The 23,365-nt window shown below is 59.3% G+C and carries 19 protein-coding genes; 2 read left to right on the top strand and 17 right to left on the bottom strand.

Annotated elements, in window-relative coordinates; translation table 11 throughout:
• Positions 1-101: 101 nt before the first annotated feature.
• From PS14A_RS04815 to rpsB, 17 genes are all read right to left on the bottom strand, one after another.
• Complete coding sequence (locus PS14A_RS04815) at positions 102-1,049, bottom strand: acetyl-CoA carboxylase carboxyltransferase subunit alpha (RefSeq protein WP_212615425.1); 948 nt, start codon at positions 1,047-1,049, stop codon at positions 102-104.
• 139 nt (positions 1,050-1,188) lie between these two features.
• Positions 1,189-4,710 carry a DNA polymerase III subunit alpha gene (gene dnaE, locus PS14A_RS04810; RefSeq protein WP_212615424.1) on the bottom strand — a complete coding sequence of 1,174 codons (3,522 nt, stop codon included), beginning with the start codon at positions 4,708-4,710 and terminating at the stop codon, positions 1,189-1,191.
• Positions 4,711-4,786: 76 nt separating this feature from the next.
• A complete protein-coding gene (rnhB, locus tag PS14A_RS04805; RefSeq protein ID WP_130912760.1) occupies positions 4,787-5,413 on the bottom strand; it encodes a ribonuclease HII in 627 nt (208 codons plus the stop codon).
• 11 nt (positions 5,414-5,424) lie between these two features.
• Entirely contained in the window at positions 5,425-6,558 is a 1,134-nt protein-coding gene (lpxB, locus tag PS14A_RS04800; protein ID WP_212615628.1) for a lipid-A-disaccharide synthase, read from the bottom strand.
• Positions 6,558-7,334 (bottom strand): acyl-ACP--UDP-N-acetylglucosamine O-acyltransferase, encoded by a 777-nt coding sequence (gene lpxA / locus PS14A_RS04795; protein WP_016771468.1) that lies wholly within the window; start codon positions 7,332-7,334, stop codon positions 6,558-6,560. Before lpxA ends, lpxB begins: the two co-directional genes overlap by 1 nt.
• On the bottom strand, positions 7,331-7,771 hold the full coding sequence (gene fabZ / locus PS14A_RS04790) for a 3-hydroxyacyl-ACP dehydratase FabZ (protein WP_016771469.1): 441 nt from the start codon (positions 7,769-7,771) through the stop codon (positions 7,331-7,333). Before fabZ ends, lpxA begins: the two co-directional genes overlap by 4 nt.
• A 106-nt stretch (positions 7,772-7,877) precedes the next feature.
• Positions 7,878-8,933, bottom strand: a complete 1,056-nt coding sequence (gene lpxD, locus PS14A_RS04785; protein ID WP_130912755.1) for a UDP-3-O-(3-hydroxymyristoyl)glucosamine N-acyltransferase — start codon at positions 8,931-8,933, stop codon at positions 7,878-7,880.
• Between the two features lie 3 nt (positions 8,934-8,936).
• A complete protein-coding gene (locus PS14A_RS04780) occupies positions 8,937-9,440 on the bottom strand; it encodes an OmpH family outer membrane protein (protein ID WP_003222140.1) in 504 nt (167 codons plus the stop codon).
• A gap of 45 nt (positions 9,441-9,485) precedes the next feature.
• Positions 9,486-11,861, bottom strand: coding sequence for an outer membrane protein assembly factor BamA (gene bamA / locus PS14A_RS04775; RefSeq protein ID WP_130912756.1), 2,376 nt, complete (start codon positions 11,859-11,861; stop codon positions 9,486-9,488).
• Positions 11,862-11,935: 74 nt separating this feature from the next.
• The gene (rseP, locus tag PS14A_RS04770; RefSeq protein WP_212615423.1) at positions 11,936-13,288 is read right to left on the bottom strand and encodes a sigma E protease regulator RseP; all 1,353 of its coding nucleotides are present in this window, start codon (positions 13,286-13,288) and stop codon (positions 11,936-11,938) included.
• Positions 13,289-13,343: 55 nt separating this feature from the next.
• Complete coding sequence (ispC, locus tag PS14A_RS04765) at positions 13,344-14,534, bottom strand: 1-deoxy-D-xylulose-5-phosphate reductoisomerase (RefSeq protein ID WP_212615422.1); 1,191 nt, start codon at positions 14,532-14,534, stop codon at positions 13,344-13,346.
• Positions 14,531-15,337 carry a phosphatidate cytidylyltransferase gene (locus PS14A_RS04760; protein WP_016771474.1) on the bottom strand — a complete coding sequence of 269 codons (807 nt, stop codon included), beginning with the start codon at positions 15,335-15,337 and terminating at the stop codon, positions 14,531-14,533. The genes ispC and PS14A_RS04760 overlap by 4 nt, the downstream gene beginning before the upstream one ends.
• The gene (uppS, locus tag PS14A_RS04755; protein WP_016771475.1) at positions 15,337-16,092 is read right to left on the bottom strand and encodes a polyprenyl diphosphate synthase; all 756 of its coding nucleotides are present in this window, start codon (positions 16,090-16,092) and stop codon (positions 15,337-15,339) included. Before uppS ends, PS14A_RS04760 begins: the two co-directional genes overlap by 1 nt.
• A 14-nt stretch (positions 16,093-16,106) precedes the next feature.
• Positions 16,107-16,664 carry a ribosome recycling factor gene (frr, locus tag PS14A_RS04750; protein ID WP_122603284.1) on the bottom strand — a complete coding sequence of 186 codons (558 nt, stop codon included), beginning with the start codon at positions 16,662-16,664 and terminating at the stop codon, positions 16,107-16,109.
• Entirely contained in the window at positions 16,661-17,404 is a 744-nt protein-coding gene (pyrH, locus tag PS14A_RS04745; RefSeq protein ID WP_003222124.1) for a UMP kinase, read from the bottom strand. The genes frr and pyrH overlap by 4 nt, the downstream gene beginning before the upstream one ends.
• Before the next feature lie 210 nt (positions 17,405-17,614).
• Positions 17,615-18,478, bottom strand: a complete 864-nt coding sequence (gene tsf, locus PS14A_RS04740; RefSeq protein ID WP_016771476.1) for a translation elongation factor Ts — start codon at positions 18,476-18,478, stop codon at positions 17,615-17,617.
• A 191-nt stretch (positions 18,479-18,669) separates the two neighbouring features.
• A complete protein-coding gene (gene rpsB / locus PS14A_RS04735) occupies positions 18,670-19,407 on the bottom strand; it encodes a 30S ribosomal protein S2 (protein WP_003222119.1) in 738 nt (245 codons plus the stop codon).
• A 373-nt stretch (positions 19,408-19,780) separates the two neighbouring features.
• Between rpsB and map the strand changes: the two genes are divergently transcribed.
• Positions 19,781-20,563, top strand: coding sequence for a type I methionyl aminopeptidase (gene map / locus PS14A_RS04730; protein WP_042606978.1), 783 nt, complete (start codon positions 19,781-19,783; stop codon positions 20,561-20,563).
• Between the two features lie 40 nt (positions 20,564-20,603).
• On the top strand, positions 20,604-23,306 hold the full coding sequence (locus PS14A_RS04725) for a [protein-PII] uridylyltransferase (RefSeq protein WP_016771478.1): 2,703 nt from the start codon (positions 20,604-20,606) through the stop codon (positions 23,304-23,306).
• The last annotated feature ends 59 nt before the right edge of the window (positions 23,307-23,365 follow it).

Below are 23,365 nucleotides of genomic sequence, written 5' to 3'. Positions count from 1 at the left end.
AATCCCTGTAGGAGCTGCCGAAGGCTGCGATCTTTTGATTCTGACAAGCAAGATCAAAAGATCGCAGCCTTCGGCAGCTCCTACAGGGGATAGCGCTCGACTTAGAGACCGTAGCTCATCAGGCGATCGTAACGGCGCTTGAGCAGCGCTTCGTTATCGAGCTGCTTGAGCATCGCCAGTTGCGAGCTCAGCTCGGCGCGGATCGACGCAGCGGCAGCAGCCGGGTCACGGTGGGCGCCGCCCAGTGGCTCGCCGATCACTTTGTCAACAATGCCCAGGCCTTTCAGACGCTCAGCGGTGATGCCCATCGCCTCAGCGGCATCCGGTGCTTTCTCGGCGGTTTTCCACAGGATCGATGCGCAACCTTCCGGCGAGATCACCGCGTAGGTCGAATACTGCAGCATGTTCAGTTGGTCGCAGACGCCGATGGCCAGTGCGCCGCCGGAACCACCCTCACCAATTACGGTGGCAATGATCGGGGTCTTCAACCGCGCCATCACACGCAGGTTCCAGGCAATCGCTTCGCTCTGGTTGCGCTCTTCGGCGTCGATGCCAGGGTAGGCGCCCGGGGTATCGATGAAGGTCAGGATCGGCATCTTGAAGCGCTCGGCCATCTCCATCAGACGGCAGGCCTTGCGGTAGCCTTCAGGACGCGGCATGCCGAAGTTGCGACGGACTTTCTCGCGCACTTCACGGCCTTTCTGGTGACCGATGATCATCACCGGCTGGTCTTCCAGACGGGCGATACCGCCAACAATGGCAGCGTCGTCGGAGAAGTGACGGTCGCCGTGCAGTTCGTCGAACTCAGTGAAGATGTGCTCGATGTAATCGAGGGTGTAAGGGCGTTTCGGGTGACGCGCCAGACGTGCGATCTGCCAGCTGGTCAGCTTGCCGAAGATGTCTTCGGTCAGCGTCCTGCTCTTGTCCTGCAGGCGGGAGATCTCATCGCCGATATTCAGCGAATTGTCATTACCGACCAAGCGCAACTCTTCGATCTTGGCTTGCAGGTCGGCGATCGGCTGTTCGAAATCTAGAAAATTCGGGTTCATAGGCGTCCGTCTTGGGTCGTGTCCCAAGTGAGCTTGGGCCGGCCGGTTGTCTATTCGCGCCCTACCTTAAGGGAGAGGCGCGCTGAGGTCGAGATTAAAAATTCAGGTTGCGGGCAAGCGCAATGGTGGCACTTGCCGGTCAACGGTATTGGAGGAAGACGTTGTCTCGCCCGAACTGGTCACGCAGGGCTTGAATCAAGGCATCCGCCGGGTCGATCCGCCAGGTCTCGCCGAACTGCAGCAAGGTCTTCGCATCCGGACTGGTGTACTCCATGGTGATCGGGCACGCGCCGCGATGACGCTTGAGCAGCTCGCCCAACCAGCGTAGCTGATCGCCTTTCAGATCCTGGGTGTGCAGCTTCAGGCGCAGGCTTTCGGCCAGATTGGTACGCGCATCCTCCATGCTCATCACCCGCTTGACCCGCAGGCGCAGGCCACCGGAGAAGTCGTCGTTGCTGACCTCGCCCTCGACCACCACCATCGCGTCGGTCTGCAACAGTGATTGCGCCGAATGGAACGCATCGGCAAACAGCGACGCCTCGATCCGCCCGGAGCGGTCATCAAGGGTGATGAAGCCCATCTTGTCGCCCTTCTTGTTCTTCATCACCCGCAGGGCAATGATCATCCCCGCTACGGTTTGCGTGTCACGTGCCGGTTTCAGGTCGATGATGCGCTGACGGGCGAAACGGCGGATCTCGCCTTCGTATTCGTCGATCGGGTGACCGGTCAGGTACAGGCCCAAAGTATCTTTCTCACCCTTGAGGCGTTCCTTGAGGGTCAGCTCCTTGGCCTTGCGATGGGACGCATAAACATCGGCATCCTCTTCGACGAACAAGCCGCCGAACAGGTCGGCGTGGCCAGAGTCGTGAGTCCGCGCAGTCTGCTCGGCAGCCTTGATCGCTTCTTCCATCGCCGCCAGCAGCACCGCACGGTTGCGGTCGATATTGGCTTGATAGGCTTTCTGTTCGTCGTGGAAATACGGGCCGAGACGATCCAGCGCACCGCTGCGGATCAGACCGTCGAGGGTGCGCTTGTTGATGCGCTTGAGGTCGACCCGCGCGCAGAAATCGAACAGATCCTTGAACGGACCGGCCTGTCGCGCCTCGGTGATCGCTTCCACCGGACCTTCACCGACGCCCTTGATCGCGCCGAGGCCGTAAACGATGCGGCCATCGTCGTTCACCGTGAACTTGAACTCCGAAGTGTTCACGTCAGGCGCGTCGAGGCGCAGCTTCATCGTCCGCACTTCTTCGATCAAGGTCACGACCTTGTCGGTGTTGTGCATATCCGCCGAGAGTACCGCGGCCATGAACGGCGCCGGGTAATGGGCTTTCAGCCAGGCAGTCTGGTACGACACCAGGCCGTAGGCGGCGGAGTGGGATTTGTTGAAGCCGTAACCGGCGAATTTTTCCACCAGGTCGAAAATGTTACCGGCAAGATCCGCGTCGATGCCGTTGGTCGCGCAACCCTCGATGAAACCGCCGCGCTGCTTGGCCATTTCTTCGGGCTTTTTCTTACCCATCGCCCGACGCAGCATGTCCGCACCACCGAGGGTGTAACCGGCCATGACCTGAGCAATCTGCATCACCTGTTCCTGATACAGGATGATGCCGTAGGTTGGCGCCAATACCGGCTTGAGGCCGTCGTACTGGTAGTCCGAGTGCGGATACGCCAGTTCGGCGCGACCGTGCTTACGGTTGATGAAGTCGTCCACCATGCCCGATTGCAGCGGGCCCGGGCGGAACAGTGCTACCAGTGCGATCAGGTCTTCCAGGCAGTCGGGCTTGAGCTTTTTTATCAGCTCTTTCATGCCGCGCGATTCAAGCTGGAACACCGCCGTGGTTTCGGCTTTCTGCAGCAACTGGTAGGTCGGTTTGTCGTCCAGCGGGATAAAGGCGATATCCAGCGGCGGCTCGTTGACCTTGGCGCGGTCGCGGTTGATGGTTTTCAGCGCCCAGTCGATGATCGTCAGGGTACGCAGGCCGAGGAAGTCGAACTTCACCAGACCGGCAGCCTCCACGTCATCCTTGTCGAACTGGGTCACCAGACCGTCGCCGGCCTCGTCGCAATAGATCGGCGAGAAGTCGGTGAGTTTGGTCGGCGCGATCACCACACCACCGGCGTGCTTACCGACGTTGCGCACCACACCTTCGAGCTTGCGCGCCATCTCCCAGATTTCCGCCGCTTCTTCATCGACCTTGATGAAGTCGCGCAGGATCTCTTCCTGCTCGTAGGCTTTTTCCAGGGTCATGCCGACTTCGAACGGAATCATCTTCGACAGGCGATCCGCCAGGCCGTAGGATTTGCCCTGCACCCGCGCCACGTCACGGACCACAGCCTTGGCGGCCATGGAACCGAAGGTGATGATCTGGCTTACCGCGTTGCGGCCGTATTTCTCGGCCACGTAGTCGATCACGCGGTCGCGACCGTCCATGCAGAAGTCGACGTCGAAGTCGGGCATGGAGACCCGTTCCGGGTTGAGGAAACGTTCGAACAGCAGGTCATATTCCAGCGGGTCGAGGTCGGTGATCTTCTGGACATACGCCACCAGCGAACCGGCGCCCGACCCACGGCCCGGACCTACCGGTACACCGTTGTTCTTGGCCCACTGGATGAAGTCCATCACGATCAGGAAGTAACCGGGGAAGCCCATCTGGATGATGATATCCAGCTCAAAATTCAAGCGGTCGACGTAGACCTGGCGCTTGGCTTCGTAGTCTTCGGTGGTGTCCTTGGGCAGCAGCACCGCCAGGCGCTCTTCGAGCCCTTCGAAGGAGACCTTGCGGAAATATTCGTCAATGGTCATGCCATCGGGAATCGGGAAGTTGGGCAGAAAGTGCGTGCCCAGCTTCACTTCGATGTTGCAGCGCTTGGCGATCTCGACGGTGTTTTCGATCGCGTCGGGAATATCGCTGAACAGCTCGAGCATTTCCTCGGCGCTTTTCAGGTATTGCTGATCGCTGTAATTCTTCGAACGGCGCGGGTCATCGAGGGCGCGGCCTTCACCGATGCACACACGGGTTTCGTGGGCGGCGAAGTCTTCCTGCTTGATGAAGCGCACGTCATTGGTCGCCACCAGCGGCGCACCGAGCTTGTCGGCCAGCGCCACGGCGCCATGCAGTTGTTCTTCGTCGTTGGGACGGTTGGTGCGCTGGATTTCCAGATAGAAACGATCCGGGAACACCGCCATCCACTCGCGTGCCAGCGCTTCTGCTTCCGCCGGGTTGCCGCCGATCATGGCCATGCCGATCTCGCCTTCTTTGGCGGCGGACAGCATGATCAGGCCTTCGCTGGCCTCAGCCACCCACTCGCGCTCGACGATGACCATGCCGTTGCGCTGGCCTTCGATGAAGCCGCGCGAGATCAGTTCGGTGAGATTGCGATAACCCTGAGCGTTCATCACCAGCAGGCTGAGGCGGCTCAGCGGTGCATCCGGGTCCTTGTTCGCCAGCCACAGGTCGGCGCCGCAGATCGGCTTGATGCCGGCGCCCATGGCGTTTTTATAGAACTTGACCAGGGAACACATGTTGTTCTGGTCAGTGACCGCGACTGCCGGCATGTTCATGGCGGTCAGCGCCTTGACCAGCGGCTTGATCCGCACCAGCCCGTCGACCAGGGAGTATTCAGTGTGCAGGCGTAGATGAACGAATGAAGCCGGCATAGTGATCCTGTCCAGTTACATAGAGACAACGAGGCCCGGATTGTACCGGGCCTCGAATAAAACATCAGCCTTGCGCCTAAACCTGCGTCAGGCTTTCCCGCGCCTCGTAAGCCAGGCGCACCGGGGCGAACGAGCGGCGGTGAATCGGCGTCGGGCCGAGCCGCGCCAGTGCTTCCAGATGAACGGGCGTCGGATAGCCTTTATGGCCGCCAATGCCGTAGCCAGGGTAGATCAATTCGAACGCCGCCATTTCGCGATCACGACTGACCTTGGCCAGAATCGACGCCGCCGCTATCGCCGGCACCTTGCCGTCGCCCTGAATCACCGCCTCGGAACGCATCGGCAGATGCGGGCAGCGGTTACCGTCGATCATCGCCAGTTTCGGCTGAATGTGCAGACCGGCAACCGCGCGCTGCATGGCCAGCATGGTCGCGTGGAGGATATTCAGATCGTCGATTTCTTCGACTTCGGCGCGGGCGATGCACCAGCTCAGGGCCTTTTCGCAGATCTCGTCGTAGAGCTTTTCGCGCTTGGCTTCAGTAAGTTTCTTCGAATCGTCGAGGCCGAGGATCGGCCGGTTCGGATCGAGAATCACTGCCGCCGTCACCACCGCACCGCACAACGGACCACGACCGACTTCATCAACACCGGCGACCAGTTCTTCGACTTCGGCGACCAGAGTGAAATCCAGGCCCATTTGCATGCTTGTCTTGCTCATTGTGGTTTGCCGATCAGGTCAAGGACGGCTTGCGCCGCCTGATTGGAAGCATCGCGCCGCAGCGTGCGGTGGATCTCGTCGAAGCCGCGGGTCTGTTCCTCGCCACCATCGATCAATGGCGACAGCGTCTGCGCCAACGCCTCGACAGTCGCATCATCCTGCAACAACTCCGGCACCAGCAAGCGCTGAGCGAGCAAGTTGGGCAGCGACACGAACGGGCTCTTGACCATGCGTTTGAGAATCCAGAACGTCAGCGGCGCCAACCGATACGCCACCACCATCGGCCGCTTGTACAGCAGCGCTTCAAGGGTAGCAGTGCCAGAGGCGATCAACACCGCGTTGCACGCGGCCAGGGCCAGATGGGATTTACCGTCGAGCAATGCCACCGGCAAATCTCGGCCAGCGAGCAAGGCCTCAAGTTGCACCCGACGTTCCGGGCTTGCACAAGGAATGACAAAGCGCACGCCCGGACGCATGGCGCGCAGACGTTCGGCAGTGTCGAGGAACAGCGCGCCGAGGCGACTGACTTCACCGCCACGGCTTCCCGGCATCAACGCCACCAGCGGACCGTCGGGCAAACCCAGCTCGGCGCGCGCAGCGCCGCGATCGGCTTGCAGCGGAATGGTATCGGCCAAGGTGTGACCGACGAAACGCACCGGCACGCCTTTCTCTTCGTAGAATTTCGCTTCGAACGGCAACAGGGTGAGCATCAGATCGCAGCCTTCGCGGATCTTCAGCACCCGTTTCTGCCGCCATGCCCACACCGACGGGCTGACGTAATGCACGGTCTTGATCCCGGCCTGACGCAGCTTGAGTTCGATATTGAGGTTGAAATCCGGCGCATCGATGCCGATGAACACGTCTGGCTTTGCGGCAATCAGTGTGGCAATCAGCTCTTTGCGGCGCTTGAGCAACTCACGCAGCCGGCCGAGGACTTCCACCAGCCCCATGACCGACAAGCGCTCCATGGGGAAGTACGAGGTCAGGCCTTCGGCCTGCATCAGCGGACCACCGACACCGATGAATTCCACTGCCGGGTGCTGAGCCTTGAGGGCGCGCATGAGGCCGGCGCCGAGAATGTCACCGGAAGCCTCTCCCGCCACCAGCGCAATACGCAGACTGGCCATGATCAGCGGGTGATGCCGCGAGTCGATGCCTGGATCGAATCGCGGAACACGGCGACTTCAGGGAACTGCGCAGACGGTTCCGCCAGCTCGGCCAGCGCCTGTTCGACCGTCAGGCCCTGGCGGTAGACAGTCTTGTAGGCACGACGCAAGGCGTGGATCGCGTCTTCGCTGAAACCGCGACGGCGCATGCCTTCGAAGTTCATGCTGCGCGCTTCGGCCGGGTTGCCGAAAACGGTGACGAACGCCGGAACGTCCTTGCCGATCGCCGTGCCCATGCCGGAAAAGCTGTGGGCGCCGATATGGCAGTACTGATGCACCAGGGTGAAACCGGAGAGGATCGCCCAGTCGTCAACGTGTACATGCCCGGCCAACGCTGTGTTGTTGACCAGAATGCAGTGGTTGCCGATGACGCTGTCATGGCCGATGTGGGCATAGGCCATGATCAGGTTGTGATCACCCAGCGTGGTTTCCGAACGATCCTGCACGGTGCCACGGTGAATGGTCACGCCTTCGCGGATGACGTTGTGGTCGCCGATCACCAGGCGGGTTTCCTCGCCTTTGTACTTCAGATCCGGGGTGTCTTCGCCTACCGAGGAAAACTGGTAGATGCGATTGTGTTTACCAATGCGGGTCGGCCCCTTGAGGATCACATGCGGCCCGATCACGGTACCCTCGCCGATTTCCACACCTGCGCCGATGATCGACCACGGGCCGACCTCGACGCCGTCAGCCAGTACGGCGGACGGATCGATGATTGCGCGAGGGTCAATCAAACTCATACTTTCTGTTCCGCGCAGATGATTTCTGCCGAGCAGACCGGCTTGCCATCCACCGAAGCCTGGCATTCGAACTTCCAGATCTTGCGCTTGCAACTGATGAAGGTCGCTTCAAGGATCAACTGATCGCCCGGCTTGACTGGCTGGCGGAAGCGCAGCTTGTCGGAGCCGACGAAGTAATACAGGGTGCCGTCGGCCGGTTTGACGTCGAGCATCTTGAAACCGAGGATCCCGGCAGCCTGAGCCATCGCTTCGATGATCAGCACGCCCGGCATGATTGGATGCGCGGGAAAGTGACCATTGAAGAACGGTTCATTGATGCTGACATTCTTGTAGGCGCGAATTCGCTTGCCTTCAGTGTCCAGTTCCACCACCCGGTCCACCAGCAGGAACGGGTAACGGTGAGGCAGGTATTCGCGAATCTCGTTGATGTCCATCATTTCAGGGGAAAGCCTATGTAAAGATTGGGAGCGCGACTGACGCGCACTCCTCTAGCAAATCAAGGAGGCAGTCTAGAGGCTGTGCACACTTGATATGGAAATGGTATCAGCCATCAGATGAAGCATTGCCGTCAGGGGTCACTTCCCCTACGCGCTTTTCCAGCTGTTTCAACCGTCGCGCGATGTCATCGAGCTGACGGATGCGGGCCGCGCTTTTGCGCCATTCGGCCGCCGGTTGCATGGCTGTGCCGGAAGAATAGGCACCCGGCTCGGTAATCGAGTGGGTCACCATGGTCATCCCGGTCAGGAAAACGTTGTCGCAAATATCAATGTGGCCGACCAGACCGACACCGCCGGCGAGCATGCAGTGCTTGCCGATTTTGGTGCTGCCGGAAATGCCGACGCACGCGGCCATGGCGGTGTGATCACCGACCTGGACGTTGTGTGCGATCTGGATCTGGTTGTCGAGCTTCACGCCGTTGCCGATCACGGTATCGGCCAGAGCGCCGCGGTCGATGGCGGTGTTCACGCCGATCTCGACATCGTCGCCGATGGTCACGCCACCGATCTGGGCGATTTTCTGCCAGACGCCCTTTTCGTTGGCGAAGCCGAAGCCCTCGCCGCCGATCACCGCGCCGGACTGGATCACCACACGTTTGCCGATGCGCACGTCGTGATACAGCGTGACGCGCGGAGCCAGCCAGCCGCCTTCACCGATTTCGCTGCGAGCTCCGACCACGCAGTGCGCGCCCAGCGTCACCTGCGCAGCGATACGCGCACCGGCTTCGATCACCACGAACGGGCCGATGCTGGCGCTTGGATCAACCACTGCATCCGCCGCAATCACCGCTGTCGGATGAATCCCCGCAGCAGCTTTTGGTTTTGGATCGAACAGGTGCGAGATGCGCGCGTAGGCCAGGTAAGGATCCGGCACCACCAGGGCGTTACCGGCAAAACCCTCGGCATCGGCTTCCTTGAGCAGCAGTGCAGCTGCCTGGGAACCGGCCAGGTATTTACGGTATTGGGGATTTGCCAGAAAGCTCAACTGAGCTGGGCCAGCCTCTTGCAAAGTGGCTAGCCCAGTAATTTGCGTCTCGGGGTCGCCACGCAGAGTGGCGCCGAGGTGCTCGGCCAACTGGCCGAGCCTGATAGTCACGGTCATGGGTTACTTCAGCTGATTCATGCGCTCGATAACCTGGCGCGTGATGTCGTACTGAGGTTTGACATCGATGACTGCGCCACGCTCGAACACCAGGTCAAAACCACCTTTCTTGATGACTTCTTCCACAGCGCTGTCCAGTTTCGGCTTCAGCTGCTTGAGCATTTCGCGGTCAGCTACGGCTTTGGCTTCGTTCAGCTCCTTGGACTGGAACTGGAAGTCGCGGGCCTTTTGCTTGAATTCCAGCTCCAGACGCTCACGCTCGCCCTGCTGCATTTTGTCGCCACCGGCCATCAGACGGTCCTGAATGCCTTTGGCGCTGCTTTCCAGGGTTTTCAGCTTGGTCAGTTGCGGACCGAACTTCTTCTCGGCATCCACGGCGTACTTCTTCGCCGCGTCGGATTCCAGCAGTGCCATCTGATAGTTCAGCACGGCAATTTTCATGTCGGCGAACGCCGGGCCTGCCACCAGTACGGAGGCCAGGAGAACCAATTGAGTCAACTTACGCACGATGCACTCCTACAAAATCCATTGTCGTTATCTTGGGTCAGACGCTTAGAACGTCTGGCCGAGGGAGAATTGGAACACTTGAGTTTCAGCGTCATCCGGTTTCTTGATCGGCATCGCCAGCGCGAAGCTCAACGGCCCCAGTGCGGTGACCCAGGTCACGCCGACACCGACGGAACTGGCCATGTTGCTCAGGCTGATGTCGTTGCACTTGGTGTTGGACGACGAGCCATTGGCGTTCGTAGTGTCCTTGCACTGCGAGTCAAACACGTTACCGACATCCCAGAAAACCGAAGTCCGCAGGGAACGCTGATCCTTGACGAATGGCAGCGGGAACAGAACTTCCACACCGCCCTGGATCAGGACGTTACCACCGAACGGCAGTGGATCCTGGTCCGGATCAAGCGACGTGCCCGGGTTGGTGCCACGGCTCGGCGTACTGCGCGGGCCGAGGGTGCTGTCCTTGAAGCCACGAACCGAGTTGAAACCACCGGCATAGTAGTTTTCATAGAACGGCAAACCATCGGTCGAACCGTAACCATCGCCATAACCGAGTTCGGAGTGCAGGCGCAGGGTGTAGTTTTCAGTGATTGGCTGAAACAGCTGACCACGGTAGTCGAGCTTGAAGAACGACAGGTCGCTGCCAGGAATGGTGGTTTCCAGGGTCAGACTCTGGGAACGACCACGGGTCGGCAACACGCCTTTGTTCAACGTCGACTCGGACCAACCGGCCGAGGCCTTGAAGTTCAGGTAGTTGTCGCCTTCCTTGTCGACGAAATCGAAAATCTCGTCAACGGTATAGCGACCGGTGTTGATCTTGTCCTGCTGGGCAGACAGACCGAAGGTCAGACGCGAAGTCTCACTGATCGGGTAGCCAACGTTGACGCCAGCGCCCAGGCTGTCGACGGCGTAGCTCGAGATATCGGCATCGAGCTCATCGTAGTCGGTGGTGCGATAGAACGCGTTGTAACCCAGGCTCACGCCATCGGCCGTCCAGTAGGGGTCCACGTAGCCGAAGTTGTAGCGGCTCTGGTATTCGCTGCGGGTCAGACCGATGCTGACGCGGTTACCGGTACCGAGGAAGTTGTTCTGGGTGATCGAGCCACCGAGGATCAGGCCGGCACTCTGAGCGAAACCAACGCTGGCAGTGATCGAACCGGAAGCCTGCTCTTCAACCGCATAGTTCACATCAACCTGGTCGTCGACACCCGGCACAGCCGGAGTCTCAACGTTGACTTCCTTGAAGAAGCCCAGACGCTCCAGACGGGTCTTGGACTGGTCGATCAGGTAGGTCGAAGCCCAGCCGCCTTCCATCTGACGCATTTCACGACGCAGCACTTCGTCCTCGGACTTGGTGTTGCCACGGAAGTTGATGCGGTTGACGTAGGCACGCTTGCCTGGATCGACAGCGAACAGGATGTCCACAGTGTGGTCGTCGTCATGCGGCTGAGGCACGCCGTTGACGTTGGCGAAGGTATAGCCCTCGTTACCCAGGCGGCGGGTGATCAGTTCGGAGGTGGTGGTCATCAGCTTGCGCGAGAACACCTGGCCTTTCTGCACCAGCAACAGCGACTTGACCTGGTCTTCAGGGACTTTCAGGTCACCGCTGAGCTTGACGTCACGGACGGTGTACTTCTCGCCTTCGGTGACGTTGACGGTGATGTAGACGTGCTTCTTGTCCGGGGTAATCGATACCTGGGTCGAAGCGATGTCCATGTTGATATAGCCGCGATCCAGATAGTAGGAACGCAGACGCTCCAGGTCACCGGAGAGTTTTTCGCGGGCATATTTGTCATCGTTCTTGAAGAACGACAGCCAGTTGGTGGTTTTCAGTTCGAACAGGTCGGTCAGGTCTTCCTCAGGGAAAACCGTGTTGCCCACCACGTTGATGTGCTGGATGGCGGCAACGGTACCTTCGTTGATCTTCACCTTCAGACCCACGCGGTTACGCGGCTGCGAAACCACTTCGGTATCGACGGTAGCGGAGTAACGACCCTGGGCCACGTACTGACGCTGCAGTTCGTTACGCACACCCTCAAGGGTAGCGCGCTGGAAGATTTCGCCTTCGGCCAGACCGGATTGCTTGAGGCCTTTCATCAAGTCTTCAGTGGAAATCGCCTTGTTGCCTTCGATTTCGATACTGGCGACCGATGGACGCTCGACCACGGTGATGACCAGAACGTTGCCTTCGCGGCCCAGCTGGATATCTTGAAAGAAACCGGTTTTGAACAACGCACGAGTGGATTCCACCAGGCGACGATCATCCGCCTGCTCGCCGACGTTCAACGGCAAGGCACCAAAGACGCTACCCGCGGAGACCCGCTGGAGGCCATTGACGCGAATATCAGAGATAGTGAAGGACTCGGCGTGAACTTCGGCGATCATCAATACGGTGAGAACCGCAGTTAGCAGCAGACGTTTCATGAAGTCCTTTCTTATTCCAACTGGCAATAAACAAACTGCCGCAAAATGCGGCAGATTCGCAATTCAGCGAAGCGTTACAGTCGACCCAGATCGTTGACCAGAGCAAGCAACATCACCCCGACCACCAAACTGATACCGATCTGTATCCCCCAACCTTGCACCCGATCCGACAAGGGGCGACCACGCACCCACTCGATCAGATAAAACAACAAATGCCCCCCATCCAGTACAGGAATGGGCAGCAAATTCAGAACCCCCAGGCTAATACTCAGATAAGCAAGGAAATTCAGGAAATCAGCGACGCCCGACTGGGCAGAAGCGCCCGCCACTTTAGCAATGGTTATCGGTCCACTCAAGTTTTTTACCGAGAGCTCGCCGAACAGCATTTTCTTCAGTGAATCCAGCGTCAGGATGCTCATGGTCCAAGTGCGACGGGCGCCCTCGCCAATCGCGGCCAGCGGACCATAACTGACCTCGCGGACCATTTCCGGCGGCCAGTCGATGGCTTTGACGCCAGCGCCCAGATAACCGCTCGGCGCTTTGCTTTCACCGCGCGCTGCGAGGGTCACAGGGACGTCGATTTGAGCATTGTCGCGCTCGATGCGCAGCATGATTTTGGTATCAGGACGCGTACGAACGGTATCGACCACCTGCTGCCAGTCATCGAGTGGCTTGCCATCAAGGGCCAGCAAACGATCACCGGTTTTCAGGCCTGCCGCTTGCGCGGGGCCTTTCGGATCGAGCTCGGCAAGCACCGGCGGCAGGGCCGGGCGCCACGGACGAATCCCCAGCGAGCGAATCGGATCCGGCTCGTCGGCGCCTTTTAGCCAGTTATCCAGTGCCAGCGTGCGCGGCGACTCAGCGGTCGAACCCTGCTCGCGCACCAGCAATTGAATGGCACCGCTTTCACCGAGACGACGCACCAGTTGCAGATTGACCGCAGCCCAACCCGAGGTCGGCTCGCCATCGATCGAGACAATCTCCTGGCCAGCGTTCAGACCTGCCTTGGCGGCAATGCTGCCAGACTCGACCGCGCCGATAACCGGACGCACCTGCTCGCTGCCGAGCATCGCCAGCACCCAGAAGAACACCAGCGCCAGCAGGAAGTTAGCAATCGGGCCAGCGGCAACAATGGCGATACGCTGACGTACCGATTTGCGATTGAACGACTGATCGAGTTGATCGACCGGCACTTCGCCTTCGCGCTCGTCGAGCATCTTGACATAGCCGCCCAAGGGAATCGCGGCGACCACGAATTCAGTGCCTTGCTTGTCATGCCAGCGCAACAACGGCATGCCGAAGCCCACGGAGAAACGCAGAACCTTGACGCCACAGCGACGCGCGACCCAGAAGTGGCCGAATTCGTGGAAGGTGACCAGCACACCCAAGGCGATCAGGGTGCCGGCAATCATATAGAGCGCGCTCATCTACTTTCTCCGCAATCCTGTTCAGTGTCGCGTGTCGCCGTTGCGTTACAAAAAACTATCGGCCGTGCCGACTCAACCATTGCTCGGCCAGCAATCGCGCTTTCGCGTCCGCCGTAAATACGGCATCGAGGTCGTGCAGCGCCACCACCGGCTCCAGATTCAAGACTTCCTCGATGATACTCGCGATTTCCAGGTAGCGAACCCGTCCGTCGAGAAACGCTGCAACCGCCACTTCATTGGCCGCGTTAAGCATCGCCGGCGCGCTGTCGCCAGCTTCGGCCGCCTGACGGGCCAATCGCAGACAGGGGAAACGGCTTTCATCAGGCGCCTCAAAATCCAGTCGCGCAATGGCGAACAGATCCAGTGGCGGTACGCCGGAATCGATACGCTCCGGCCAGGCCAGGGCGTTGGCGATCGGTGTGCGCATGTCCGGATTACCCAACTGCGCCAGGACCGAGCCATCGACGTAATCGACCAGAGAGTGGATCACGCTTTGCGGATGAATTACCACTTCGATCTGAGACGGTTTGGCATCGAACAACCAGCAGGCTTCGATCAGTTCCAGACCCTTGTTCATCATGCTTGCCGAATCCACGGAGATCTTGCGCCCCATGGACCAGTTCGGATGCGCACACGCTTGCTCCGGCGAAACATGCGCCAGCTCGGCCATCGGCGTCTGCCGGAAAGGCCCGCCAGAGGCGGTCAGCAAGATCCGCCGCACCCCCACCGAGCTCAAGCCGCGCGCGAAATCCGCGGGCATGCACTGAAAAATCGCGTTGTGCTCACTGTCGATCGGCAGCAGCACCGAGCCGCTTTTGCGCACAGCCTGCATGAACAGAGCGCCGGACATCACCAGCGCTTCCTTGTTGGCGAGCAGAATCTTCTTGCCCGCCTCGACCGCCGCCAGTGTCGGACGCAAACCCGCCGCACCGACAATGGCCGCCATGACCGCATCGACTTCAGGCGCGGAGGCAACCTGACACAGGCCCTCCTCGCCTACTAGCACACGAGTCGGCAAACCGGCTGCACGCAAGTCATCCTGCAAGCCGCGCGCTGCGGCACCTTCAGGCACCACGGCAAATTGCGGTACATGACGCACGCACAGCGCGAGCAGCTCGCTGAGACGCGAGAAGCCACTCAATGCGAAAACCTGATAACGCTCGGGATGACGGGCAATCACATCCAGGGTGCTCAGACCGATCGAACCGGTCGCACCCAACACCGTAATCTGCTGGGGACGACTCACGGTGCGGCCATCCAGAGCAATACGGCGAACACCGGAATGGCCGCGGTCAGGCTGTCGATGCGATCCAGCACGCCGCCATGCCCGGGCAGCAGATTACTGCTGTCCTTGATGCCGGACTGGCGCTTGAACATGCTTTCGGTAAGGTCACCGACCACGGAAATGAAGACGATCACTGCAGCACCGATCAGGCCTTTGAGCAGCTCGGCCACGGTCCAGTCGCGCACCAGCCCGACAATTGCGGTAATCACCAGACTCAGCGCCAGACCACCGTAGACGCCTTCCCAGCTTTTACCCGGACTGACCTGCGGCGCAAGTTTGCGCTTGCCGAACTTGCGTCCGGAAAAGTAAGCACCGATGTCCGCCCCCCAGACCAACACCATCACCGCCATGATCAACCAGTTACCCAGCGGATATTGCTTGATCTGCACCAACCCCTGCCATGCAGGCAGCAGGATCAGCAGACCAATCAGCAGCTTGGTCGCCGCGGTGGACCAATGCGCGCTGGAGCGTGGATACGTCAGCACCAGATAAGTCGCAATCGCCCACCAGATCACCGATGCACCGAGCACCCAAGGCGCCAGCCCGGGCAACACATACATGACGAACAGCATCAAGGCGACCACGGCGGCGAAGCCGACGCGGAACGATTGCGCGGTGAAGCCGGCCAGACGCGCCCATTCCCAGGCACCGAGGCTGACTACCAGGCCGATGAACAGCGCGAAGCCGGCACCCTTGAGCAGGAAAAACCCGCACAAGGCAATCGGCAGCAGGATCAGTGCAGTGATTATTCGTTGTTTAAGCATTAAACCCGGGCTCCAGCTTCGACCTGTTCGCTCGTTTTACCGAAGCGACGCTGGCGCGAAGCGAAATCGGCCAGCGCGGTGCGCATGGCGTCGTGTTTGAAGTCCGGCCAGAACAGGTCGGAGAAGTACAACTCGGCGTAGGCCAGTTGCCATAGCAGGAAGTTGCTGATGCGATGTTCGCCACCGGTGCGGATGCACAGGTCGGGCAACGGCAGATCGCCGGTGGCCAGACAGGTCTGCAGCAAATCCGGGGTGATGTCCTCCGGGCGCAAATGCCCAGCCTGAACTTCACGCGCCAGGCGCTGTGCGGCCTGGGCAATATCCCACTGGCCACCGTAATTGGCGGCGATCTGCAGGACAAAGCGGTTGGCTCCGACGGTCATGGCCTCGGCCTCGCGCATCGCCGCCTGAAGCTCAGGGTGGAAACGCGAGCGATCACCAATGATACGCAGGCTGATGTTATTGTCGTTGAGGCGCTTGGCCTCACGACGAAGCGCCTTGAAGAACAGATCCATCAAGGCGCTGACTTCATCGGCCGGGCGCTGCCAGTTTTCACTGGAGAAGGCGAACAGGGTCAGGACTTCGACCTTGGCCTCAGCGCACACCTCGATCACCGCCCGCACAGCATCCACGCCCGCTTTATGCCCGGCGACACCCGGCATAAAGCGTTTTTTCGCCCAGCGATTATTGCCATCCATGATGATCGCGACATGGCGCGGCACCGCGGACGGCGCAGTCTGCTTGGTCTTGTCCATTTAAAACTCGACCCTTATACGGCCATCAGGTCTTTTTCTTTCTCGTCCGTGGCCTTGGTGATCTGGGCCTCGGATTCTTTGGTCAGCTTGTCGATATCAGCGATGGCGCGACGCTCTTCGTCTTCGCTGATCTCCTTGTCCTTGACCAGTTTTTTCAGCTCACCCAAGGCATCACGACGAATGTTGCGCACAGCAACGCGCGCGTCTTCAGCTGCGCTGCGGGCCTGCTTGGTGAAGCCCTTGCGGGTTTCCTCGGTGAGGGCCGGCATCGGGATCAACAGCAACTCGCCGAGGTTGGTCGGATTGAGGTTCAGACCGGCGCTCTGGATTGCCTTGTCGACAGCCGCGAGCATGTTGCGCTCGAACGCCACGACCTGCAGGGTGCGAGAGTCCTTTACGGTGACGTTGGCAACGCCGCTCAGCGGAGTGTCGGTACCGTAATAAGGCACCATGACGCTGCCGAGGATGCTCGGGTGAGCCTTGCCGGTACGAATCTGGCCGAACGCGTGGTTCAGAGAGTCCAGGGATTTCTGCATACGCGCTTGGGCGTCTTTCTTGATTTCGTTGATCATTGTTGGCCTTCCTCGATCAAAGTCCCTTCAGCGCCGCCGTGCACAATGTTCAGCAGGGCGCCGGGCTTGTTCATGTTGAAAACGCGCAGCGGCATCTTGTGATCGCGGCACAGGCAGATAGCAGTCAGATCCATTACGCCCAGCTTGCGATCCAGTACTTCATCATAAGTCAGATGATCGAACTTCTCGGCATGCGGGTCCTTGAACGGGTCTGCGGTGTACACGCCGTCAACCTTGGTGGCCTTGAGCACAACGTCGGCGTCGATTTCGATTGCACGCAGGCAGGCTGCCGAATCCGTGGTGAAGAACGGATTGCCGGTACCGGCCGCGAAGATCACGACGTCCTTGGAGTTCAGGTGGCGCATGGCTTTGCGGCGATCGTAGTGATCGGTCACACCAACCATGGAAATGGCCGACATGACGATGGCCGAGATATTGGCACGTTCCAGCGCATCGCGCATGGCCAAGGCGTTCATCACAGTGGCCAGCATGCCCATGTGGTCGCCTGTGACCCGATCCATACCGGCTTTGCTCAGTGCTTCGCCACGGAACAGGTTGCCACCGCCGATCACCAGACCGACCTGGACGCCGATGCCGACCAGTTGGCCGACTTCCAGCGCCATGCGATCCAATACTTTAGGATCGATCCCGAACTCTTCCGAGCCCATCAGGGCCTCGCCGCTAAGCTTGAGTAGAATGCGTTTATAGCGAGCCTGATAACCACTGCCCTGCTGAGCCATTGCGAATCTCTCCTGCGGCGTATTTAAAATTCTTTGCGAGCTGTTTACAGCTGGCGTTCACTCTAGCTTGGCGCTGCTGCAGCGCCATCGGAACATGGCTTTGTAAGTCAGTTCCGGTTGGAAACCAAATAAAAAATTGGTAACCCCATCTGAAAAGAGGCTGCGCGCGTGAGCGGGCAGCCTCTTTCGGGCGACAGTTGAAAAACCGTCTTATTGCTTGGCGGCAGCCAGCTGGGCAGCAACTTCTTCAGCGAAGTTGTCGACCGGCTTCTCGATGCCTTCGCCTACTTTGAAGTAAGTGAAGGAAACGATTTCAGCGCCGGCTTTCTTGGCCAGCTCGCCAACCTTGACTTCAGGGTTCTTGACGAACGCCTGCTCGACCAGGCTCGCTTCTGCCAGGAACTTGCTGATACGGCCCTTGACCATGTTCTCAACAATGTTTTCCGGCTTGCCTTTGATCTTTTCTTCGTTCAGCTGCAGGAACACAGCTTTCTCACGCTCGATCGCTTCGTCGGAGACTTGCGAAGGCAGCAGGAACTCAGGGTTGCTTGCAGCAACGTGCATAGCGATGTCTTTGGCCAGCTCGACATCACCGCCTTTCAGGACAACAGCAACACCGATCTTGTTACCGTGCAGGTAAGTGCCGACAACGTCACCTTCTACGCGTACCAGACGACGGATGTTGACGTTCTCGCCGACTTTGGCAACCAGCGCTTCACGAGCCGATTCCTGAGCGGCGATCAGCGGAGCTGCGTCGGTCAGTTTTTCGTCGAAAGCTTTTTCTACGCTGGCAGCAACGAAGTTCTTGAAGTCGTCTTGCAGGGCCAGGAAGTCGGTCTGCGAGTTGACTTCCAGCAGCACGGCTGCCTTGTCATTCGATTTGATGGCGATTGCGCCTTCAGCGGCAACGTTGCCAGCTTTTTTCGCAGCCTTGATGGCGCCCGAAGCACGCATGTCATCAATGGCTTTTTCGATGTCGCCGTCAGCCTTTTCCAGGGCTTTCTTGCAATCCATCATGCCTTCGCCGGTACGCTCGCGCAGTTCTTTGACCAACGCTGCAGTAATTGCTGCCATTTTCAAATTCCTCTTGGATAGGTTTTCAACCATTCCACCCGATCGAACGGGCGTTCAATTCTTCCCGAACCACCCATGTTGGCTGCCGCACATGACAAATACAGACGTGGGCGCCGACAAATGGTTTTCGAGGTGGCAAAAAGGGGGCCAAGCCCCCTTTTTGCTTACTGAGTCAACGCCAGGGGCGTCGATTACTCAGCTGCAGCCTGAGTTTCTTCAGCTGCGAATTCAACAGTACCGCCAGCAACATTGTTGCGACCACGGATAACTGCGTCAGCCATCGAACCCATGTACAGCTGGATAGCGCGGATGGCGTCATCGTTGCCTGGGATGATGTAGTCAACGCCTTCCGGGCTGCTGTTGGTATCGACAACGCCGATGACCGGGATGCCCAGCTTGTTGGCTTCGGTGATCGCGATGCGCTCGTGGTCAACGTCGATCACGAACAGTGCGTCTGGCAGACCGCCCATGTCCTTGATGCCGCCCAGCGAACGATCCAGCTTCTCAAGATCACGGGAGCGCATCAGCGCTTCTTTCTTGGTCAGCTTGGCGAAAGTACCGTCTTCGGCTTGAACTTCAAGGTCACGCAGACGCTTGATGGAAGCACGAATGGTCTTGAAGTTGGTCAGCATGCCGCCCAACCAGCGGTGATCGACGTACGGCGAACCGCAACGTGCTGCTTCTTCAGCAACGATCTTGCCAGCGGAACGCTTGGTGCCGACGAACAGAATCTTGTTTTTGCCCTGGGCCAGACGCTCTACGAAAGTCAGAGCTTCGTTGAACATTGGCAGGGTTTTTTCAAGGTTGATGATGTGAATCTTGTTACGCGCGCCGAAAATGTACTTACCCATTTTCGGATTCCAGTAACGGGTTTGGTGACCGAAGTGCACACCGGCCTTCAGCATATCGCGCATGTTGACTTGGGACATGATAGTTCCTTGATAAGTCGGGTTTGGCCTCCACGTATCCCAATGACCAACCAGAGGCATAAAGCCCAAGGCACCCAGGTCATCGTGTCGACACGTGTGTGGATTTAAGCTTTTCGGGGCATCCCCGGAAAGCGGCGCATTTTATACCACAGGGTGCGCAGAAACGGAACCCGGAATCTGTATTCGCACCAGTGACATGGGCGCAGCCCCCTTGGAATCGGCTCGATGCGCACCATTGTATAGATAGAAGCTGGACATGCAGGCGCGGATTTGCGCCTCCCGTCTGGTAGAATCGCGTTTTTCAGGGTCGCAAAATGTACGCTTGCCACCCAATTCGTATCCGTAAGCGCCGCCGAGCGCAGAGAGAGCCTGTATGACCGTCAACCTCAAAACCCCCGAGGACATCGCTGGCATGCGTGTTGCCGGCAAACTGGCCGCCGATGTGTTGGAAATGATTGCCGAACATGTCAAACCGGGCGTGACCACTGATCAGCTCAACCAGATCTGCCACGACTACATCGTCAATGTGCAGGAAGCCATCCCTGCCCCGCTCAACTACAAGGGCTACCCGAAGTCGATCTGCACTTCGATCAACCATGTGGTCTGTCACGGCATCCCGAACGACAAACCGCTGAAAAACGGCGACACACTGAACATCGACGTCACGGTGATCAAAGACGGCTACCACGGCGATACCAGCCGCATGTTCCACGTCGGCGAGGTACCGGTCTGGGCCGAACGCCTGTCGCAGGTCACCCAGGAATGCATGTACAAGGCGATCGAGATCGTCAAACCCGGCTGCCGCCTCGGCGACATCGGCGAAGTCATCCAGAAGCACGCGGAAAAGAACGGTTTCTCGGTGGTACGCGAGTTCTGCGGCCACGGTATCGGCAAGGTCTTCCACGAAGAACCGCAGATCCTGCACTACGGTCGCGCTGGTACCGGCATGGAGCTGAAGGCTGGCATGACCTTCACCATCGAGCCGATGATCAACCAGGGCAAGGCCGACACCAAGGTTCTCGGCGACGGCTGGACCGCGATCACCAAGGACCGCAAGCTCTCGGCCCAGTGGGAACACACCCTGCTGGTCACCGACACCGGTTACGAGATCTTCACCTTGCGCAGCGATGACACCATCCCGCGCGTCTCGGCCTGATTCACAAAACGCTCCCAGCCTATAAAAGGAAAGCCAATCGATGCCGCAGGTGGATCCCGAACTCTTCGACCGCGGCCAGTTCCAGGCTGAACTGGCCCTCAAAGCGAGTCCCATCGCGGCGTTCAAGAAGGCGATCCGCCAGGCCCGCGAGGTTCTCGACACGCGTTTTCGCAATGGCCGCGACATCCGCCGCCTGATCGAGGACCGCGCCTGGTTTGTCGACAATATCCTGCAAAAGGCCTGGGAGCAGTTCAACTGGAGCGAAGACGCCGACATCGCCCTTGTGGCAGTAGGCGGCTACGGTCGCGGCGAGCTGCATCCCTATTCCGACATTGATCTGCTGATCCTGCTCGACAGTGCCGACCACGAAGTTTTCCGCGATTCCATCGAGCGTTTTCTAACGTTGCTGTGGGACATCGGTCTGGAAGTCGGCCAGAGCGTGCGCTCGGTCGATGAGTGTGCCGAAGAGGCCCGCGCCGATCTGACTGTGGTCACCAACCTGATGGAAAGCCGCACCATCTGCGGCCCCGAGCGTCTGCGCCAGCGCATGCTCGACGTCACCAGCACCGCGCACATGTGGCCGGCCAAGGAGTTCTTCCTCGCCAAGCGTGCGGAACAGAAAGCACGTCACCACAAATACAACGACACCGAGTACAACCTCGAACCGAACGTCAAAGGTTCGCCCGGCGGCCTGCGCGATATTCAGACCATTTTGTGGGTGGCCCGCCGTCAGTACGGCACCCTGAACCTGCGCGCCCTCGCTGGCGAAGGCTTTCTGGTCGAAAGCGAAAACGCCCTGCTCGCCTCCTCCCAGGAATTCCTGTGGAAAGTGCGCTACGCCCTGCACATGCTCGCCGGTCGTTCCGAAGACCGCTTGCTGTTCGATCACCAGCGCACCATTGCCGGCCTGCTCGGCTTTGAAGGAGACGACGCCAAACAGGCGGTCGAAAACTTCATGCAGCAATACTTCCGCACGGTGATGAGCATCGCCCAGTTGAGCGATCTGATCATCCAGCACTTCGAGGAAGTCATCCTCGCCCCGGAAGACGAAGCGCCGCCGCAACCGATCAATTCGCGCTTCCAGTTGCATGACGGTTACATCGAAGCGCGCAATGACAACGTGTTCCGCCGCACGCCGTTCGCCATGCTGGAAATTTTCGTGCTGATGGCCCAGCAGCCGGAAATCAAAGGTGTGCGCGCCGACACCATTCGTTTGCTGCGCGAACATCGGCACCTGATCGATGACAACTTCCGTAACGATATCCGCAACACCAGCCTGTTCATCGAGCTGTTCAAGTGCAAGATCGGCATTCATCGCAATCTGCGGCGGATGAACCGCTACGGCATTCTCGGCCGTTATCTGCCGGAGTTCGGTTTTATCGTCGGGCAGATGCAGCACGACCTGTTCCACATCTATACAGTCGATGCGCACACGCTGAACTTGATCAAGCACCTGCGCAAACTGCAGTACACCCAGGTCTCGGAGAAATTTCCGCTGGCCGCCAAGCTCATGGCCAAGCTGCCCAAGCCTGAACTGATCTACATGGCCGGTCTGTATCACGACATCGGCAAGGGCCGGCACGGCGATCACTCGGAGATCGGCGCGGTCGATGCCGAGGCGTTCTGCCAGCGCCATCAGTTGCCGGTGTGGGACAGCCGCCTGATCGTCTGGCTGGTGCAGAACCATCTGGTGATGTCCACCACTGCGCAGCGCAAGGATCTGTCCGACCCGCAGGTGATCCACGATTTTGCTCAGGCGGTCGGCGATGAGACGCGCCTCGACTACCTCTATGTGCTGACCGTGGCCGATATCAACGCGACCAACCCGACATTGTGGAACTCATGGCGCGCCAGCCTGCTGCGCCAGCTCTATACCGAGACCAAGCGCGCCCTGCGCCGGGGTCTGGAAAACCCGGTGGATCGCGAAGAACAGATTCGCCAGACTCAGAGTGCGGCGCTGGACATTCTGGTGCGCGGCGGCACCGACCCGGACGATGTCGAGCAACTGTGGGCGCAATTGGGCGATGACTATTTCCTGCGCCACACCGCCGGCGATGTAGCCTGGCACAGCGACGCGATCCTGCAGCAACCAGTCGATGGCGGGCCGCTGGTGCTGATCAAGGAAACCACCCAGCGCGAGTTCGAAGGCGGCACGCAGATCTTCATTTATGCACCGGACCAGCATGATTTCTTCGCCGTGACCGTGGCGGCGATGGACCAGCTCAACCTGAACATTCACGACGCCCGGGTGATCACCTCGAGCAGCCAGTTCACCCTCGACACCTACATCGTGCTCGACAACGAAGGCGAGTCGATCGGCGACAACCCGGCGCGGATCAAGCAGATCCGCGAAGGCCTGACCGAGGCACTGCGCAACCCGGACGACTACCCGACGATCATCCAGCGCCGGGTGCCGCGTCAGCTCAAACACTTCGCTTTCGCCCCGCAAGTAACGATTCACAACGACGCCCAGCGTCCGGTGACCGTGCTGGAACTGACGGCGCCTGACCGGCCGGGCCTGCTGGCGCGGGTCGGGGGGATTTTCCTCGAGTTCGACCTGTCGCTGCAGAACGCCAAGATTGCGACCCTGGGAGAGCGCGTGGAAGACGTGTTCTTCATCACCGACGCGCACAACCAGCCGCTGTCCGATCCGCTGCTGTGCAGCCGTTTGCAGGATGCGATCGTCGAACAGCTGAGCGTCAATCAGGAACCGGATATCAAACTTTCGCGGATCAGTATCTGAATCACCCGTTTATCCCTGTGAATGCAGCCCATGCTTTCCTCCGGTACATACAATCCCCT

Source organism: Pseudomonas sp. 14A (assembly GCF_018132745.1).
Taxonomy (GTDB): Bacteria; Pseudomonadota; Gammaproteobacteria; order Pseudomonadales; family Pseudomonadaceae; genus Aquipseudomonas; species Aquipseudomonas mercuritolerans.
The sequence above is the reverse complement of the archived record's forward strand: the minus strand, read 5'-3'. Positions and strand labels throughout refer to the sequence as shown.